This window comes from Bradyrhizobium sp. SPXBL-02, from assembly GCF_051853065.1.
GTDB lineage: Bacteria > Pseudomonadota > Alphaproteobacteria > Rhizobiales > Xanthobacteraceae > Bradyrhizobium.
This window is the reverse complement of the sequence record NZ_CP182474.1, coordinates 138,343-154,662: the sequence shown is the minus strand read 5'-3', so window position 1 is coordinate 154,662 and position 16,320 is coordinate 138,343. Positions and strand designations below refer to the sequence as shown.

Genomic DNA, 16,320 nt, shown 5'->3' with positions numbered 1-16,320 from the left:
CGGACAACAACAGGATGGGAGCGACCGGGCGGGCTGGTTCCCCCACCTCTCCCGCTTGGCTTGCGGGAGAGGGAGCGCACCGTCATGGCGGCTTCAGCGCCCCGGCAGCTTCTCGAACGTCTTCATGCCCTCGGGGATCGTGTGGAATTCCTGCATGTCGCAGGTGTAGATCGCCATCTGCGGCTGGAACTGCGCCGGCTCGTCGAGCGTGCCGACCTTCAGGATCGCGGCGGGCAGCCCCGGAACCTTGGTCACGAGATGCGTGCCGCACTCGGCGCAGAATTCGCGCGTGACGGGGCGTTCGAGGTCCTTGCGCCGGAACTGCTTGGGTTGACCGGTGATGTAGGTGAAGCCGGCCGCCGGCATCGCGATGAAGGTGTTGGGCGCGCCGCCCGAGATGTACTGGCATTCGCGGCAATGACACTGCGCCTGCATCATCGCATCGCCCTCGGCCACGTAGCGCACCTCGCCGCAATAGCATCCGCCTTCCAAACGCATGACGACCTCCCGTTTGTTATCTTTGTGGTCGATATTTCTGCGCCGCCCGCGCGGAATGGCAATCCTTTTCTTCAACGCCCCGGTCAAAAGAAAGGGGCTCCAGCTTGCGCCGGAGCCCCTCAACGGTCAGGGCATTGCCGGGTATGTGCCCGAACCGTAGTTGTGGACGCGGTCTCCGAAGAGACCGCGCCCGGGAGGAGAGGGTTACATGTTGTAGGCGCGCTCGGTGTGCTCGGTGATGTCGAGCCCTTCACGCTCGCTCTCGACATTGGCGCGGAGGCCAACGATCACATCGACGACCTTGTAGAGGATCGCCGAACCGACGCCCGACCACACCAGCGTGGTGGCGACAGCCTTGAGCTGAGCGAGCACCTGAACCGCGAAGTCGTAGTCGGCGACCTTCGGCGGGATCGCGGTGTAGTCGATGATGCCGGCGCCGCCGAGGGCGGGGTTGACGAGAATGCCGGTGCCGATGGCGCCGACGATGCCGCCGATGCAGTGCACGCCGAACACGTCGAGCGAGTCATCGTAGCCGAGCGCGTTCTTCACGACGGTGCAGAAGAACAGGCAGACCACGCCGACCACGAGGCCGAGGACGATCGCGCCCATGACGCCGGCGAAGCCAGCGGCAGGCGTGACGGCCACGAGGCCCGCGACGGCGCCGGAGATGACGCCGAGCACCGAGGGATGGCCCTTGATGATCCACTCCGCGAACATCCACGACAGCGCAGCGGCCGCGGTGGCGACGAAGGAGTTGGTCATGGCGAGCGCAGCGCCACCGCTGGCCTCGAGGTTGGAGCCGGCGTTGAAGCCGAACCAGCCGACCCAGAGCAGCGAGGCGCCGATCATCGACATGGTCAGCGAGTGCGGAGCCATCAGCTCCTTGCCGTAGCCGACGCGCTTGCCGATCAGGAGAGCGCCGACGAGGCCTGCGATGCCGGCGTTGATGTGCACCACGGTGCCGCCCGCGAAGTCGATGGCGCCCATCTTGAAGATCCAGCCGGCGTCGGCGTTGATCTCGTCGAGCTTGGCCTGTGCCGCGGTCTTCGCCGCCGCATCACCCGCCGCAGCGAGCGCCTTGGCAGCGTCCTGGATCATGTCCGGGCCGGGCCAGTACCAGACCATGTGCGCGATCGGGAAGTAGATCAGCGTGACCCAGAGCGGAATGAAGAGCGCGATCGCCGAGAACTTCATGCGCTCGGCGAAGGCGCCGACGATGAGGGCGGGCGTGATCGCCGCGAAGGTCATCTGGAAGCACATGTAGATGAGCTCCGAGATGTTGGCGTCGACCGAGAAGGTCGCGGCCTTCGAATCGGTGGTGACGCCCATCATGAAGGCCTTGGAGAAGCCGCCGATGAAGTCGGAGCCGCCGGTGAAGGCGAGGCTGTAGCCGTACACGGCCCAGATCACGGTGACGACGCAGACGGTGTAGAACACCTGCATCAGGACCGAGAGCATGTTCTTGGAACGGACGAGACCGCCGTAGAACAGTGCGAGGCCGGGGATCGTCATCAACAGCACGAGCACTGTCGATGTCAGCATCCAGGCGTTGTCTCCCTTGTTGACCGTTGGCTCGGCGTAGGCTGCGGTCGCAGCGAACAGGCCGACTGCGAGAGCCGCCAATCCCGCGCCATGGGGACGCTTGAACGTCATATTATTTACTCCTGCTTGGATAAGGTTGAGCGCGAAATCAGAGGGCCGCGGCATCGGCCTCGCCGGTGCGGATGCGCACGGCGTGGTCGAGGTTGATGACGAAGATCTTGCCGTCGCCGATCTGTCCGGTTTTCGCGGCGGACGTGATGGCGTCGATGGTCTTGTCGACCTGGTCGGAGGCGACAGCGACCTCGATCTTGATCTTGGGCAGGAAGCTCACGGCATATTCAGCGCCGCGATAGATTTCCGTATGGCCCTTCTGGCGGCCATACCCCTTGACTTCCGTCACCGTGAGACCGTGAACGCCGATGGCGGTCAGGGCGTCACGGACTTCTTCAAGCTTGAATGGCTTGATGATCGCCATAACAATTTTCATGGGTCCTATCCCCGCTTGGGCCCGGTCCGGACGTGGCCGGGCGTTCTCGACTGGTTCGCCACGAGGGAGAAGTTTCACTACGCGGGCACAGCCGGGACCCCTAGAATCAAATGCCGTGCCAGATCAGGCGTGTTGCCTAACGGACTATGAAGACGGGCGTTTTCGCGTTTGACGGGTGCTGCAATGTAGTGCGCTATTACGTCGCGCTTAAAAGGTGATCACACCTGCTCAAAATGAGGGCAGGACAGCCTCCCGACACAATGTTGCTCACGTGTCGGGCAGCAGGAAGGTAATTACGTAGTAGCAGCGCCTATTGCAGGGCTTCACCGTGCTGCGAAATATCCAGTCCCTCGAGCTCGTGCTCACGGGATACGCGCAACGGCACGAACAGGCCGACCAGCTTGAGCAGGATGAAGCTGACGCCCGCCGACCAGACGAAGGTCACGGCGACGCCGTAAAACTGGATCAGGAGCTGCTGCGGATGGCCCTCCAGCAGGCCAGCGGTGCCGCCGATGGCGCTGGTGGCGAACACGCCGCCGAGCAGGGTCCCGGTCAGGCCGCCGATGCCGTGGACACCGAAGACGTCGAGCGAATCGTCGTAGTCGAAGCGGTGCTTCAGCCAGGTACAGGCCCAGTAGCAGACCGCACCGGCAATGATGCCGATGACGATGCCGTGCCATGGCGCGACGAAGCCGGAGGCCGGCGTGATGGTGCCGAGACCTGCGACCGCGCCGGAGATCATGCCGAGCACCGAGGGCTTGCGCCGCGTCGACCACTCGATCGCGCCCCAGGTCAGCGCGCCCGCGCAGGCGGCAAGATGGGTCGCGATGATCGCCATCACTGCGCGCGAATTGGCCGCGCCCGCCGAGCCGCCGTTGAAGCCGAACCAGCCGACCCACAACAGGCCGGTGCCCATCACCGCGAGCGACAGATCGAACGGCGAGAGATTCTCGGTGCCGTAGCCGTGACGGCGTCCCATCACCTTGGCCGCAACGAGGCCGCCGGTGCCGGCCGACAGATGCACGACGAGACCGCCGGCGAAATCGAGAACGCCCATGCTGTTGAGGAAGCCGCCGCCCCACACCCAGTGCGCCAGCGGAATGTAGACGAAGATGAACCAGGCGACGGAAAACAGGAGATACGCCGAGAACCGCATGCGGTCGGCGACCGAGCCTGCGACCAGCGCCACCGTGATGATGGCAAATGTCATCTGGTACAGCATGAACAGCGCTTCCGGGATCGTCTTGGCCGCAGGGTTGACGCTGTCCAAGGTCATGCCGGCGAGAAACCAGCGATCGAGCGTGCCGATCCAGGGGCCGTCGCCGACGAAGCACAGCGAATAGCCGAACGCCACCCAGAGAATGGAGATCAGCGTCACCGCGGCGAGGCTCTGCGCCATGGTGGCGAGCACGTTCTTCTTGCGCACCATGCCGGAATAGAACAGCGCGAGCCCGGGGATCGTCATCATCAGCACCAGCGCGGTCGCGACGATCATCCAGGCCGTGTCGGCGGTGTTGATCTCATTGGCCGCCGCGTGCGCCGGCGAAGCTACGACGGACACAAATCCGATTGGCGCAGCCATAGCAGCTGCGCGGCGCAACAATCCCGCCATGTCATTCCCCCCGGCATCAATTGGCGTCGCACGCTGTGGCGTCGTTGCCCGGTGCGATCGAAGCAGTCGTGTCAGAGCGTTTTCGAGCGAAGTGGATACCGGTTCGCGTGAAGAAAACGCGTCAAAACAAAAAGTCAGAGCGCGTCGCTGTCGGTCTCGCCGGTGCGGATGCGCAGCGCGTGGTCGATCGGCGTGACGAAGATCTTGCCGTCGCCGATCTGCCCGGTGCGCGCCGTCGCGGTGATCACGGCGACCGCCTTGTCGGCGACGTCGGAGGCGACCGCGATCTCGATGCGCAGCTTCGGCAGGAAGTTCACGACATATTCGGCGCCGCGATAGATCTCGGTGTGGCCCTTCTGCCGGCCATAGCCCTTCACTTCGGTCACGGTCATGCCGTGCACGCCGATTGCCGTCAGGGCCTGGCGGACCTCATCGAGCTTGAAGGGTTTGATGATCGCGACGACGAGTTTCATGGTCTGGCCTATTCCCCGGGATGCGCCGCGCCGTATGTCCCCGGCGCTGCGTCAATCTGGCATCTTTCCGGGCAAATGGCACAAAAAAGTTGCAGATTGAAGCGGAAAAACGTTTGGCCAAGGGTGGTCATGTGAACGGCCGCCTCTGTACAGGGCAGCTGTTCATCCTTCACAATGCATTTTTGGCATGGATGCGGTGAACCCAGGCGTCCCGGCCGGTACATACGTAAGTTCGAGGGGGACGTTCCATGGCGAGTTGGTTCTACGCATCCGAGGGCAAGCAGCAGGGGCCCTTTCCGGAAGGGCAATTCCGCGATCTCGTCGCCCAGGGCGTGGTGCGTCCGGACACGCTGGTGTGGACCGAGGGCATGGCCGGCTGGCAGAAGGCCGCCGAAATTCCCGGCCTGATTGGTGGCGGCGCGCCGCCGATGGTCCCAGGCGGCGGGCCCCCGATGATGGGTGGCGGTGGTTATGGCGGCGCAGTGCGCGGCGGATCACTCGGCGTCGATTTCGGCATCTGGGACTTCACCTGGCGCACGCTCGTGCTCGCGATCGGCTCGTGCTTCATTATCCCGGTGCCGTGGCTGTTCGTCTGGTACACGAAATGGATCGTGCCCTGCATCAAGGTCCCCGGGCGCCCCAATCTCAGCTTCACCGGCAGCGCGATGACGCTGGTGCCCTGGTTTTTCGGCTTCATCGTTCTGGCGATCGCGCTCGGCTTCGTCGGCAGCCAATTGCTGAGCAATCTGCTGTTCATCGTCCAGATCGTGCTCTACTGGCTGCTGATCAAATGGATGATCGCGAACCTCGCCTCCAACGGGCAGCCGCTGGGCTTGAGCTTCACCGGTTCGGTCTGGGCCTATGTCGGCTGGAATCTGCTGTTCGCGATTTCCATCATCACCATCATCGGCTGGGCCTGGGTGGCCGCGGCCCAGATGCGCTGGTTCTGCCGCAGCATCGAGGGTACGCGGCGCGAGATCGTTTTCAAGGGCTCGGGTCTCGACATTCTCTGGCGCGGCATCGTGGCTGCGATCCTGTGCAGCCTCATCATCCCGATCCCGTGGGTGTATCGCTGGATCATGAACTGGTTCGCCTCGCAGACCGAGCTCGCGCCGCGCGGCTCGCAGGCAGCCATGTGACGCCGCTGGCTTTCGCTAGCGAGCAGACGAGATGTCGAATCGCATCTGGTTTCACGCATCCGGCGGCAAGCAGAATGGTCCGTTTCCGGAGGCGCAATTTCGCGACCTCATCGCCCAGGGCGCAGTGACCGCCGATACGCTGGTCTGGGCTGAAGGGATGGCGGGCTGGCAGAAGGCCGGCGAGGTGCCGGGGCTCATTCCCGGCGCCGCGCCGTCGTCCTTGCCGGTCGATGGCGGTTCGGGCGGTGCCAGCGGTGGTCCGCTATCGGTGGACCTTCCCGTCTGGTCGTTCCTGGGATGGTGGATTCTGCTGATCCTAGGTAGTCTCCTTGTGATCCCGTCGCCCTGGACCGGGACAGGCTATTATCGCTGGCTCTTCCCGCGCATGCACGTTCCGCGGCGGCCGAACCTTGCCTTTACCGGCCAGGTTGGAGACCTCTGGTACGTCTTCATCGGGATGGCGCTGGCGGCCTATTTGGGCCATATCGACAGCACCCTTCAGATCCTGACGCTACCGATTCAGGCGATCTTGTCCTGGGTGCTCATACGCTGGGTGGTCGCCAATATCAGCTCGAACGGTCAGATGCTGCCGATGACGTTCACCGGCAGCGTCTGGAGTTTCCTTGGCTGGCAGATCCTCATGATCCTCGCCGTGTTCACGATCGTCGGCTGGGCCTGGGTCCTGGCCGCGTGGACGCGGTGGATCTGCCGTCACGTCAGCGGAACGCGGCGCGAGATGATCTTCGCCGCCAGCGGTCTTCAGCTGCTTTGGCGCACCCTCGCGCTTTTTCTCGGATGCCTTTTCATCATTCCGATCCCGTGGCTGCTGCGCTGGTATTTTGCCTGGGGCACGACACAGTTCGTGCTCGTCGAGCGCACGAGGGCAACGATCTAAGACTTCCGCTCGCGCACGGAGCCTTCCTGCGCGACGGAGGCGACCAGGGTGCCGTCCGGCTTGAAGATCGAGCCGCGGGTCAGGCCGCGGCCGGATTGCGCGCTCGGCGAATCCTGCGCATAGAGCAGCCATTCGTCGGCACGGAACGGGCGGTGAAACCACATCGCGTGGTCGAGACTCGCCGGCATCATGCGCTTGTCGAACAGCGTGCGGCCATAGCGCGCCATGATCGCATCGAGCAGCGAGAAGTCCGAGGCATAGGCGAGCGCGCACATGTGCAGCGCCGGATCGTCAGGCAGCTTCGCGGCGGTCCTGATCCAGACGTGGATGCGGCCGTCGTCGATCTTCTGGCCGAAATAGCGGCCGAGCTCGACCGGACGCAGCTCGATCGGCCGATCGGATTCGTAGTAGCGGCGGATGAAGTCCGGCATCTCCTTGAACATCGGCTGCTTCGCCACCTCCTCCGCCGTCAGCTTTTCCGGCGGCGGCACATCAGGCATCTTGTCCTGGTGGTCGAACGCAGTCTCCTCCTCGGCGTGGAAGGACACCATGATCGAGAAGATCGCGTTGCCGTGCTGGATCGCGGTGACGCGGCGGGTCGAGTAGCTCTTGCCGTCGCGCAGACGCTCGACCTGGTAGATGATCGGGATCTGCGGATCGCCCGGCAGGATGAAGTAACAATGCAGCGAATGCGGCAGCCGGCCCTCGACGGTGCGGCAGGCCGCGACCATCGCCTGCCCGATCACCTGGCCGCCGAACACCCGCTGCCAGCTCGTCTTCGGGCTGTTGCCGCGGAACAGGTTCACCTCGAGCTGCTCGAGGTCGAGGATCGCGATCAGGTCGATCAGGCCTTTGGACATGAACACAGCTCTCTGAAGTCGTCATTCCGGGCTCGCGACTTTGTCGCGCCCCGGAATGACACAATGGGGCTAGCCGCCCTCGTTTCACCGCACTGTTTCGCCCAGCTCAAGTCTGCTAGCAAGACCGAGAATTGACCGGGAAGCTTGGTATGTCGGTACAGGGTAGCATTGTCATTGGTGGCGGCGCGTTTGCCGGCCTCGCGCTGGCCTTGGCGCTGCGTCAGGGGCTCGGGCCCGAGATCCCCGTCGTCGTCGCCGATCCCGCGCTCGGCACGCGGCCGAGCCGCGACCCACGCGCCACCGCGATCGTCGCCGCCTGCCGCCGCCTGTTCGAGACCATCGGCGCCTGGGGCGACGTCCGGGGCGAGGCCCAGCCGATCCTCGACATGGTCGTCACCGATTCCAAACTGGAGGACGCCACCCGTCCGGTGTTCCTGAACTTTGCCGGCGACGTCGCGCCGGGCGAGCCCTTCGCGCATATGGTCGAGAACCGTCGGCTGATCGATGCGCTGGTGGTGCGTGCGGAGGCCGAAGGCATCGATCTCCGCGCCACCCCGGTCGCGTCTTACGATGCGCGCTCCGACGGCATCGAGGTGACGCTCGGCGACGGCAGCGTGATCGCGGCGAGCCTCTTGGTCGCCGCCGATGGCGCGCGCTCGAAATTGCGCGAGCGCGCCGGCATCGCCACCCATGGCTGGGAGTACGACCAATCCGGCATCGTCGTCACCGTCGGCCATGAGCGCGATCATGAGGGCCGCGCCGAAGAACACTTTCTGCCGGCCGGTCCCTTCGCGATCCTGCCGCTCACCGGCAAACGCTCCTCGCTGGTGTGGACCGAGCGCCGCACGGAGGCCGCGCGCATCATCGCCCTCAGCGACGAGGAATTCCATGCGGAGCTCGAGCAGCGCTTCGGCCTGCATCTCGGGGAGGTCAAGGTGCTCGACAAGCCGCGGGCCTTTCCGCTGTCTTATTTCGTCGCGCGCTCCTTCATCGCCGAGCGCCTTGCGCTGGTCGGCGATGCCGCCCATGTCATCCATCCGATCGCGGGTCAGGGCCTCAACATGGGCCTGAAGGACGTCGCCGCGCTGGCCGAAGTGGTGGTCGATGCCGCGCGGCTGGGTATGGATATCGGCGGGGCGGACGTGCTCGAACGCTACCAGCGCTGGCGCCGCTTCGACACGATGGCGATGGGCGTCGCCACCAACTCGCTGAATTTCCTGTTCTCCAACCAGTCGACGCTGTTGCGCACGGTGCGCGACATCGGCCTCGGCCTCGTCGACCGCGCCCCGCCGCTGAAGAACCTCTTCATCCGCCAGGCCGCCGGCCTCACCGGCGAGGTGCCGCGGCTGTTGAAGGGCGAGGCGTTGTAGCCGCAACCTCTCCTGTCATCCCGGGGCGCGCGTAGCGCGAGCCCGGGATCCATAGCCACAGGATGTAGTTTGGCGAAGACCCGGAGTTACCAGCTCGCGTCATAACCACTCCCTGTGGTTATGGGTCCCGGGCTCGCCTCGCGCCCCGGGACGACAGCGAGAGTGTTGCTGGCCGTCGTGCGATACGGCCATCCCCTCAATCGATCTTGCGCGCCTCTTCCGGCAGCATGATCGGGATGCCGTCCCGGATCGGATAAGCGAGCTTGGCGCTGCGCGAGATCAGCTCCTGCTTTGCGGAATCGAATTCCAGCGGGCCCTTGGTCAGCGGGCAGACCAGGATCTCCAGCAGTTTTGGATCGACGCTGGGTTCGGGACGTTCGGTGGGCGCGTTCATGGGAGTCTCCGGCACTCGCCTGCCTTTACCATAGAAATTCGCACCCGCCATCACGGCCTCAGGTTGTTGTTTACGCATGATCTTTCCGGAGAACCGCTTCGCACTTTTCCGGATCATGCTTTAGGCGCAGACCATCGCCAGGAGCTCGTCGAGCATGGCCTGCAGCCGCGCGGCCGTGATTGACGGGCCCGACAGGGCGAAACCGAGAAATGTCCAGTACAGGATCTGCGCGCGGGCCACCGCCGTTGCCGGGGCCTGCCCACGCTTTTGCAGCAGCTCTTCGATGTAGTCGAGCCTGCGGCGGTCGATTGCGCGCACCGCCCCTTGCGCGCTCGCATCGAACGCCGCCCAATTGCGCACGGCGCGCTCGAGGTCGAGCCGCGCGCCGAAGGATCTCCGCAGCAGCATCCTGAGCGGCTCGTCGCTGGCCGCTTCGACGTCGGCGATGATCTGCTCGGCCGCGATCTCGCGCCAGCGCTTCAGCACCGCGGCGTGAAACGCGGCCAGATCGGCGAAATGCCAATAGAAGCTGCCGCGCGACACCCCCATGGCCTTGGCGAGCGGATCGGCCTTCAGCGCCGTGAAGCCGCTTCTGGCCAGTGCCTTGAGGCCCTGGCTGGTCCAGTCGTCGGCGGAGAGCTGTTGGTTCATGTCACTTCCAGGAATCGTACCATACATTAGTGTATTGACAGGCGACTGGCCAGGCGCTATCGATCCATACATCAGTGTATGGAGGCGTTGATGCGTGATCTGCTGCTCCAGTGCGCCGGCGTCGTGACCATCGCCTCGGCCCTCATCCACGGCTACCTCGGCGAGGCCAAGGTCTTCGCCCGCGTGCGCATCGAGCCGGAGCGGCTCCGCACCCTGATCCGGCTGGTGTGGCAGACCTCGACCGTAGCCTGGATCGGCGGTGGCATGCTGCTGATTGCGGTGCCGTGGATGCAATCGGAGCCGGCTCGCCACTGGATCGTCGCCACCATGGCCTGTGTGCTCGGCCTTTCCGCCCTCGCCAACGCCTGGGCGACGCGCGGCCGGCATTTCGGGTGGATGGCGCTCAGTGCGGTCGTCGTGATGTCGGTTGCCGGGTACTAGCTGCGCTTCCACCGATGAGGCGTAAGGCCGCAGCGGTGGCGCAAGATCCGCATTCTCCGCAGGAAGCCCTCACATTGTGGCTCATGTTAGAACCAGTCTAAACTCTACAATAGAACTTATCTAAAGCGGACCAAGCCCCTCATTGTTGACTTCACCCCCCTCTTTGCTTCCTTCGGTGTGCTCCGCGGCTCCGCGCAGCGCCCACGACAGAGAGGAGAAGTTCGTGAAGGTCATTCGAGTTGTTGCCATTGCACTGACGGTCGGGATTGGCGCGGGATCGACGGCCATGGCCGACGGTTTCAAGAATTGCACCAAGCTCGACAAGGCGTCGTGGAAGCCCGCCAGCGAAGCCGAAGCCAAGGCCAAGGCACTGGGCTATGAGGTGCGGCGCTCCAAGGTCGAAGGCTCCTGCTACGAGGTCTACGGCGTCAAGGAAGGCAAGCTCTACGAGCTGTTCTACAGCCCCGAAGATCTCAGCCTGAAGCACACGATCGCCAAGTAGGTTGCTATAGGTCGGCTGCGCGACGCGTTCTGCGCAAAGCAGGGCTCGAGGATGGTCTTTGCTTGATTGAAGAAGCGATGCCAGAAGCTCGCGGGGTGTCCGACCGGACCCCCGCCGAGCGAGCCGCGCCGCGGACGATCGCTGTCTGGGACCTGCCGCTGCGCCTCTGGCACTGGGCTCTCGCGGCCGGCGTTCTGGCCGCGTGGTTCACGCCGACCGTCTATGACGGCCTTCACCGCATGGTCGGCTATACCGTGCTGGGGCTTCTCGCGTTTCGCCTGGTCTGGGGCGTCTGGGGAAGCCGCTATTCGCGCTTCCGCATGGTCGGCGTCCGGCTGCGCGCCTCGCCCCGCTATCTCTGGAATCTGCGCCGCGGCATCACCGGCCGCTACATCGGGCTCAATCCCGCCGGCACGCTGATGCTGGTCGCGCTGCTGGCCTCGCTCGCCGTTTCGACCATCACGGGAGCGATGTCGGTGACCGTCACGTTCTTCGGCGTGTGGTGGGTCGAAGACGCTCACCATTATTCATCGGATGCCGTCATCGTTCTGGTCGTGCTCCACGTCGTTGGCGTGATGCTGATGGGAATCCTGCAGCGCGAGAACCTGATCCGCGCAATGATCACCGGACGCAAGCGCATCCGCGGCCACCTTTAGAGCATGAGCCGGAAACGCGCATAGCGGTTTCCCCGCGCGACAAGCGCGAAGCGCGTTAGCCCGACAGATCAAATTTTACGGACGACGTTAGCATGCCGCTAAGCGTGCAATCAGGCGCGGCACAAAATTAACGCGAATGGCGATTAGCCGGTCCAGCATCGACAATATCGACGATGAGGCGAGACTGGATGTTCCGCGTTTTCTCCTGCCTTACGACCGAGCACGATTGGCGGCTCGTCGTACTCGCTGCCCTGGTCTGCTTCGTTGCCAGCATCGTCGCGGTCAGCATCTTTCACCGCGCGATCGCGACGCGCGCGAGAACCCGGTGGATCTGGATCGCCATTGCCGGCGCGGCCATCGGATACGGCATCTGGGCCACGCATTTCGTCGCGATGCTCGCCTACGAGCCCGGCGTCACGACGGGCTACGGCATCGTGTTGACCGCGTCCTCTCTCGCAGCGGCAATGCTGCTGACCTCAGTCGGCTTCGGCGTCGCGGTCGTCACGTCCGGCCGCTGGCGCGCGGCGGCTGGCGGCATCATCATCGGCGGCGGCATTGCCAGCATGCACTATATCGGGATGTGGGCTCTTGAAGTGCCGGGCCGAGTCTCCTGGTCCGTCGACCTCGTCCTCCTCTCCATCGTTCTGGGCATGTGCCTCGGCTACGCTGCGCTGGCGGTCGCGCTCACCCGCCAGGGTTATCGGGGCACGCTCGCCGCGGCCGTCCTGCTGACGCTCGCCATCGTCTCGCATCACTTCACGGCCATGGGCGCCGTGCAGATCACACCGGATCCGGCGCGCGCGACCGATACGCTTTCGCTTTCTCCGGCCTTCCTCGCGCTCGCCATCGCCGGTGTCGCATTGTCCGTGCTGGGGATGAGCCTGATCGGCGTGCTTGCCGATCGTCGTCTGGCGACCAGAACCGCCAGGTTCGAGGAGATCATCAGCCAGCTTTCCATCGCACGGCAGCAGCTCGAAGGGTCGCAGAACGACCTCAAGGAACAGAAGCTGAGGCTGGACACGGCCATCAACCACATGGTCGAGGGCCTTTGCATGTTCGACGCCGAGAAGCGGCTCGTCATCTGCAACGAGCGTTACGCCCGGCTGTACCGGCTGCCGTCGGAATTGCTGCGCGCGGGAACTCCGCACCGCGATATCATCAGACATCGCGTCACCAGCGGCATACTCGAAGGCGAGGCCAGCGATTTCGCCGCCGAACGGCAGATCGCCAAGCTCGATGCACTGCCGATCCATGCCGTGTCGAGCCGCATCGACGCGTTCGCCGATGGCCGGCTGATCTGCGTGACGCGGCAGCCGATGGCCGGCGGCGGCTGGGTGGCCACGCACCTGGATGTCACCGAGCAACGCCGGTCCGAAGCCAAGATCACCTACATGGCGCAACATGATGCGCTGACGGAGCTGCCGAACCGCGTGCTGCTCAAGGCGCGTCTGGAGCCCGCTCTTGCCGATACGCGTGGCGGAAACCTCCATTTGGCGGTTCTCTTGCTCGATCTCGACCGCTTCAAGGAGGTCAACGACACGCTCGGACATCCGGCGGGTGACCTGCTGCTGCGTTCGGTCGCCACGCGCTTGCTGGATTGCGTCAGGGAGACGACGTTCGTCGCCCGATTGGGCGGCGACGAATTCGCAATCGTCGATTACGTGACCAATCCGGCCGCGGACGCGGCCTCTCTCGCCGAGGCGATCCATGCCGCGCTCAGCGCGCCGTTCGATCTCGGCGATCATCAGGTCATCGTGGGCACCAGCATCGGCATCGCCCTTGCACCCCAGGACGGCGCCGATTCCGACACGATCCTCAGGAGCGCGGATCTGGCCCTCTACTCGGCGAAGAGCGCCGGACGTGGCGCATTCCGCTTCTTCGAGCCGGAGCTGGACCAGCTCCTGCGTGCGCGCCGCAACCTGGAGCGGGATCTGCGGAAGGCGCTTGCGAGAAGCGAATTCGAGCTCCACTACCAGCCGTTCGTCAATTTGAACAGCGGCGAGACCTGTGGCTTCGAGGCGTTGCTGCGTTGGCATCACCCCGAGCGCGGTCTTGTCTCGCCAGGCGAATTCATTCCGGTCGCGGAGGAAACCGGCTTGATCCTGCCGCTGGGGGAATGGGTCTTGAGAACCGCCTGCGCCGAAGCGGCAAAATGGCGTTCCGACCTGAAGATCGCGGTCAACCTGTCTCCAGCGCAATTCAGGAGCAGGGAGCTCGTGTCGACGATCGTGGGCGCATTGGCGGCTTCGGGGATTGCGTCAGACCGGCTCGAGCTCGAGGTCACCGAAACCGTCATCATGCACGACAGCGGGACCGTATTCGCAGCACTCAGCCAGCTGCGCGAGCTCGGGGTGCGGATTGCCCTCGACGATTTCGGCACCGGCTATTCGTCGCTCAGCTTTCTGCAGAAGTTTCCGTTCGACAAGATCAAGATCGATCGCAGCTTCGTCAGCGAGCTGTCCAGTCCGATGGAGGAGCCTCATCGGATCGCGCGGGCCGTGGTCCAATTCGCCACGAGCCTCGGCAAGACGTCCACCGCCGAAGGCGTCGAAACCGCCGAGCAACTGGACATCCTGCGCCAAGAGGGCTGCGTCGAGGCGCAGGGCTTCTATCTCAGCCCGCCGATGCGGGCCTCGACGATCGCGCGGCTGGTGGACCGAAAGGCCGAGGCGGGCGAGTTTGCCGCTTAGGCGGGCGGGACCTTCACTGCAGCGGCGGATCGCCGCTGGTGCGCTTCTTGGCGAGGTCCATCTCGGTGACGGCGATCAGGATCTCGGCGCGGGTCTTCAGGTCGGGCGCCTCCAGCATCGCCTGCTTCTCCGCGGGGCCATAGGGCGACATCATCGCCAGCGCGTTGACCAGCGCCTCGTTGGGCGCGCTCTCGACGCCTTCCCAGTCGACCTTGAGATTGTTGGCCTTCAGGAAGTCCGCCAGCACCGCCAGCAGCGCCTCGCGGTCGACATCCTCCTCGCCCATGCGCGCGGTGAAGTCGTCGACGAAGGCGAAGAAGTCCACCTTGCACTGCCGATAGGGGGTGAGCACCTCGAGCTCCTCGACCACCTTGAAGCGCGAAACGCCGGTGAGCTCGAGGATGTACCGGCCGTCGCCGGATTCGGCGAGCTGGGTGATGCGGCCGACGCAGCCGACGCGGAACAGCGCCGGCTTGTCGGAATCCTTCCGTGAATGCGCAACGTCGGGCTGGATCATGCCGATCAGGCGATGCCCGTCGCGGAAGGAATCGTCGACCATCGCGAGGTAGCGCGGCTCGAAGATGTTGAGCGGCATCTGGCCGCGGGGCAGCAGCAGCGCGCCCGGCAGCGGAAAGACCGGGATGATCTCCGGGAGGTCGGCGGGCCCGCGATATTCGATGTTGATCGGCATCTGCCCGGTCCCACTGGCGTTGCTAGCGCATGATCCGGAAAAGTGTGGAGCGGTTTTCCGGATCATGCTCAAAAAAGGCCGTTACGAAAACAGGATCGTCGACAAACGTTTGCGGCCTTCGACGGTTGCATCATCCGTGCCGCCCCAGGCCTCGAAGAACTGCACCAGCTGCTTGCGGGCGCCGTCGTCGTTCCATTTGCGGTCGCGCTTGACGATCTCGAGCAGCTGCTCGGTCGCCGCCGCGCGGTTGCCTTGGGCGTTGAGAGCGGTGGCAAGGTCGAAACGGGCCTGATGATCGAGCGGATTTGCGGCGACTTTCTGTTCCAGCTCGGCGACCGGTCCGAGCGATTTCGCCTGCTCGGCGAGATCGATCGCGGTCTGCACGGCCTTCACGGCCGGGTCGTTGCGCTTGGATTCCGGCACCATGGCCAGCGTCTGCTTGGCCTGCTCCATCGCGCCGGAGACGGCGTAGCACTTCGCGAGGCCCGCAAGCGCCGCGATGTTGGTCGAATCATGCTGCAGCGCCTCGGCATAGATCTGCGCGGCCGCCGCCGCGTCGCCCTCGGCGAGCACCGCGTCGGCCTCCTGCACGATCTCGGCGACGTTGACCTCGCCCGGCGCGGTGACGCCCTTGGTCAGCCGCTCGATGAAGGCGTTGACCTGGCTCTCCGGCACCGCGCCCATGAAGCCGTCGGCCGGCTGGCCGTTGACGAAGGCGATCACGGCCGGGATCGACTGGATGCCCATCTGGCCCGGGATCGCCGGATGGTGGTCGATGTTCATCTTGACCAGCTTGACCTTGCCCTTGGCCGCCTTCACCGCCTTCTCCAGGACGGGGGTGAGCTGCTTGCAGGGGCCGCACCATTCCGCCCAGAAATCGATCAGCACGGGCTGGCGCTTCGATTCCTCGATGACATCCTTCACGAAGGTCTGGGTGGTGGTGTCCTTGATCAGGTCGGCCGCAGCCGGGCCCGCCGCTCCGTTACCCTGGTCGATGATCGTCACGGGATTCCCTCGTCATGTCTGGAATGGCGGCTCTTTAGCACGCCGCCGCGTCATATGCTTGTGGTCGGCTCCTAAATTGGGCCGAATGGGCCGAATTTCAATCCAGGCCGCGCAATTCCCCGGTTCCGGGACGTTTCCGGTCGATTCGGCCAGCTTCGGGGCCCACATAGGGCCTCAAATGCGAATTGATGTCGCCGGTAGCTGTTGCATTCCCCTCCCGCTTTTGGCATACGACAGCCGTTGCCGGCGCGTCACGCGACCGACACAGGATGCGGGTGTAGCTCAGTGGTAGAGCACGACCTTGCCAAGGTCGGGGTCGAGGGTTCGAGCCCCTTCGCCCGCTCCAATTTTCTCCAAAGCATCCAGCCGAACCGGATCGGGCCGCGGTTTTCCGCGCGACTGGCGGCTGTTTCG

17 protein-coding genes and 1 tRNA gene are annotated in these 16,320 nt (G+C 64.6%); 8 read left to right on the top strand and 10 right to left on the bottom strand.

The genetic code is table 11. The features are described 5' to 3' along the window. Positions 1-93: 93 nt before the first annotated feature. From ACNJYD_RS00720 to ACNJYD_RS00700, 5 genes are all read right to left on the bottom strand, one after another. On the bottom strand, positions 94-498 hold the full coding sequence (locus ACNJYD_RS00720) for a GFA family protein (RefSeq protein WP_172787841.1): 405 nt from the start codon (positions 496-498) through the stop codon (positions 94-96). A 204-nt stretch (positions 499-702) separates the two neighbouring features. After that, complete coding sequence (locus tag ACNJYD_RS00715; protein ID WP_212257864.1) at positions 703-2,151, bottom strand: ammonium transporter; 1,449 nt, start codon at positions 2,149-2,151, stop codon at positions 703-705. Between the two features lie 37 nt (positions 2,152-2,188). Continuing rightward, positions 2,189-2,527, bottom strand: a complete 339-nt coding sequence (locus ACNJYD_RS00710) for a P-II family nitrogen regulator (protein WP_008142813.1) — start codon at positions 2,525-2,527, stop codon at positions 2,189-2,191. 310 nt (positions 2,528-2,837) lie between these two features. Next, entirely contained in the window at positions 2,838-4,139 is a 1,302-nt protein-coding gene (locus ACNJYD_RS00705) for an ammonium transporter (protein ID WP_172787843.1), read from the bottom strand. A 134-nt stretch (positions 4,140-4,273) separates the two neighbouring features. Next, positions 4,274-4,612, bottom strand: a complete 339-nt coding sequence (locus ACNJYD_RS00700) for a P-II family nitrogen regulator (protein WP_008142802.1) — start codon at positions 4,610-4,612, stop codon at positions 4,274-4,276. A gap of 248 nt (positions 4,613-4,860) precedes the next feature. On the opposite strand from ACNJYD_RS00700, the gene ACNJYD_RS00695 reads away from it, so the two are divergent. Both ACNJYD_RS00695 and ACNJYD_RS00690 read left to right on the top strand, forming a co-directional pair. After that, on the top strand, positions 4,861-5,751 hold the full coding sequence (locus tag ACNJYD_RS00695; RefSeq protein ID WP_439365069.1) for a DUF4339 domain-containing protein: 891 nt from the start codon (positions 4,861-4,863) through the stop codon (positions 5,749-5,751). A gap of 31 nt (positions 5,752-5,782) precedes the next feature. Continuing rightward, entirely contained in the window at positions 5,783-6,646 is an 864-nt protein-coding gene (locus ACNJYD_RS00690) for a DUF4339 domain-containing protein (protein ID WP_439365068.1), read from the top strand. Here the strand turns inward: ACNJYD_RS00690 and tesB are convergent. Continuing rightward, positions 6,643-7,506, bottom strand: a complete 864-nt coding sequence (gene tesB, locus ACNJYD_RS00685) for an acyl-CoA thioesterase II (RefSeq protein ID WP_439365067.1) — start codon at positions 7,504-7,506, stop codon at positions 6,643-6,645. The two genes, ACNJYD_RS00690 and tesB, sit on opposite strands and share 4 nt — an antisense overlap. A 149-nt stretch (positions 7,507-7,655) precedes the next feature. Here tesB and ACNJYD_RS00680 point away from each other — a divergent pair, with 149 nt between their 5' ends. Continuing rightward, the gene (locus ACNJYD_RS00680) at positions 7,656-8,876 is read left to right on the top strand and encodes a ubiquinone biosynthesis hydroxylase (protein WP_439365066.1); all 1,221 of its coding nucleotides are present in this window, start codon (positions 7,656-7,658) and stop codon (positions 8,874-8,876) included. Positions 8,877-9,072: 196 nt separating this feature from the next. Here ACNJYD_RS00680 and ACNJYD_RS00675 read toward each other — a convergent pair whose 3' ends face one another. Both ACNJYD_RS00675 and ACNJYD_RS00670 read right to left on the bottom strand, forming a co-directional pair. Beyond that, positions 9,073-9,270, bottom strand: coding sequence for a Trm112 family protein (locus tag ACNJYD_RS00675; protein ID WP_027535355.1), 198 nt, complete (start codon positions 9,268-9,270; stop codon positions 9,073-9,075). Positions 9,271-9,390: 120 nt separating this feature from the next. Next, positions 9,391-9,921, bottom strand: coding sequence for a TetR/AcrR family transcriptional regulator (locus ACNJYD_RS00670; RefSeq protein WP_212257866.1), 531 nt, complete (start codon positions 9,919-9,921; stop codon positions 9,391-9,393). Between the two features lie 90 nt (positions 9,922-10,011). On the opposite strand from ACNJYD_RS00670, the gene ACNJYD_RS00665 reads away from it, so the two are divergent. The 4 genes from ACNJYD_RS00665 (at position 10,012) to ACNJYD_RS00650 (ending at position 14,210) form a co-directional block, all read left to right on the top strand. Continuing rightward, positions 10,012-10,362, top strand: coding sequence for a hypothetical protein (locus ACNJYD_RS00665; protein ID WP_172787848.1), 351 nt, complete (start codon positions 10,012-10,014; stop codon positions 10,360-10,362). Between the two features lie 223 nt (positions 10,363-10,585). Further along, positions 10,586-10,864: a PepSY domain-containing protein gene (locus tag ACNJYD_RS00660; protein WP_197953526.1), complete on the top strand. Its 279-nt coding sequence runs from the start codon at positions 10,586-10,588 to the stop codon at positions 10,862-10,864. Between the two features lie 62 nt (positions 10,865-10,926). Further along, positions 10,927-11,520, top strand: a complete 594-nt coding sequence (locus ACNJYD_RS00655; RefSeq protein ID WP_172787849.1) for a cytochrome b/b6 domain-containing protein — start codon at positions 10,927-10,929, stop codon at positions 11,518-11,520. Positions 11,521-11,708: 188 nt separating this feature from the next. Beyond that, positions 11,709-14,210, top strand: coding sequence for an EAL domain-containing protein (locus ACNJYD_RS00650; protein WP_439365065.1), 2,502 nt, complete (start codon positions 11,709-11,711; stop codon positions 14,208-14,210). A gap of 13 nt (positions 14,211-14,223) precedes the next feature. Here the strand turns inward: ACNJYD_RS00650 and ACNJYD_RS00645 are convergent, their stop codons facing one another. Then, positions 14,224-14,901 (bottom strand): LON peptidase substrate-binding domain-containing protein, encoded by a 678-nt coding sequence (locus ACNJYD_RS00645; protein ID WP_439365064.1) that lies wholly within the window; start codon positions 14,899-14,901, stop codon positions 14,224-14,226. Positions 14,902-14,982: 81 nt separating this feature from the next. Then, positions 14,983-15,906 carry a thioredoxin gene (gene trxA / locus ACNJYD_RS00640; RefSeq protein ID WP_172787852.1) on the bottom strand — a complete coding sequence of 308 codons (924 nt, stop codon included), beginning with the start codon at positions 15,904-15,906 and terminating at the stop codon, positions 14,983-14,985. 271 nt (positions 15,907-16,177) lie between these two features. On the opposite strand from trxA, the gene ACNJYD_RS00635 reads away from it, so the two are divergent. Then, a tRNA-Gly gene (locus tag ACNJYD_RS00635) sits at positions 16,178-16,252 on the top strand. The last annotated feature ends 68 nt before the right edge of the window (positions 16,253-16,320 follow it).

Bases quoted from the DNA above. Each gene is read 5' to 3' on its own strand.
- ACNJYD_RS00665 (WP_172787848.1), top strand. From the start codon at position 10,012: ATGCGTGATCTGCTGCTCCAGTGCGCCGGCGTCGTGACCATCGCCTCG.
- ACNJYD_RS00690 (WP_439365068.1), top strand. From the start codon at position 5,783: ATGTCGAATCGCATCTGGTTTCACGCATCCGGCGGCAAGCAGAATGGT.
- tesB (WP_439365067.1), bottom strand. From the start codon at position 7,506: ATGTCCAAAGGCCTGATCGACCTGATCGCGATCCTCGACCTCGAGCAG.
- ACNJYD_RS00710 (WP_008142813.1), bottom strand. From the start codon at position 2,527: ATGAAAATTGTTATGGCGATCATCAAGCCATTCAAGCTTGAAGAAGTC.
- ACNJYD_RS00675 (WP_027535355.1), bottom strand. From the start codon at position 9,270: ATGAACGCGCCCACCGAACGTCCCGAACCCAGCGTCGATCCAAAACTG.
- ACNJYD_RS00695 (WP_439365069.1), top strand. From the start codon at position 4,861: ATGGCGAGTTGGTTCTACGCATCCGAGGGCAAGCAGCAGGGGCCCTTT.
- ACNJYD_RS00670 (WP_212257866.1), bottom strand. From the start codon at position 9,921: ATGAACCAACAGCTCTCCGCCGACGACTGGACCAGCCAGGGCCTCAAG.
- ACNJYD_RS00645 (WP_439365064.1), bottom strand. From the start codon at position 14,901: ATGCCGATCAACATCGAATATCGCGGGCCCGCCGACCTCCCGGAGATC.
- ACNJYD_RS00650 (WP_439365065.1), top strand. From the start codon at position 11,709: ATGTTCCGCGTTTTCTCCTGCCTTACGACCGAGCACGATTGGCGGCTC.
- ACNJYD_RS00700 (WP_008142802.1), bottom strand. From the start codon at position 4,612: ATGAAACTCGTCGTCGCGATCATCAAACCCTTCAAGCTCGATGAGGTC.
- ACNJYD_RS00680 (WP_439365066.1), top strand. From the start codon at position 7,656: ATGTCGGTACAGGGTAGCATTGTCATTGGTGGCGGCGCGTTTGCCGGC.
- ACNJYD_RS00720 (WP_172787841.1), bottom strand. From the start codon at position 498: ATGCGTTTGGAAGGCGGATGCTATTGCGGCGAGGTGCGCTACGTGGCC.
- ACNJYD_RS00715 (WP_212257864.1), bottom strand. From the start codon at position 2,151: ATGACGTTCAAGCGTCCCCATGGCGCGGGATTGGCGGCTCTCGCAGTC.
- ACNJYD_RS00705 (WP_172787843.1), bottom strand. From the start codon at position 4,139: ATGGCGGGATTGTTGCGCCGCGCAGCTGCTATGGCTGCGCCAATCGGA.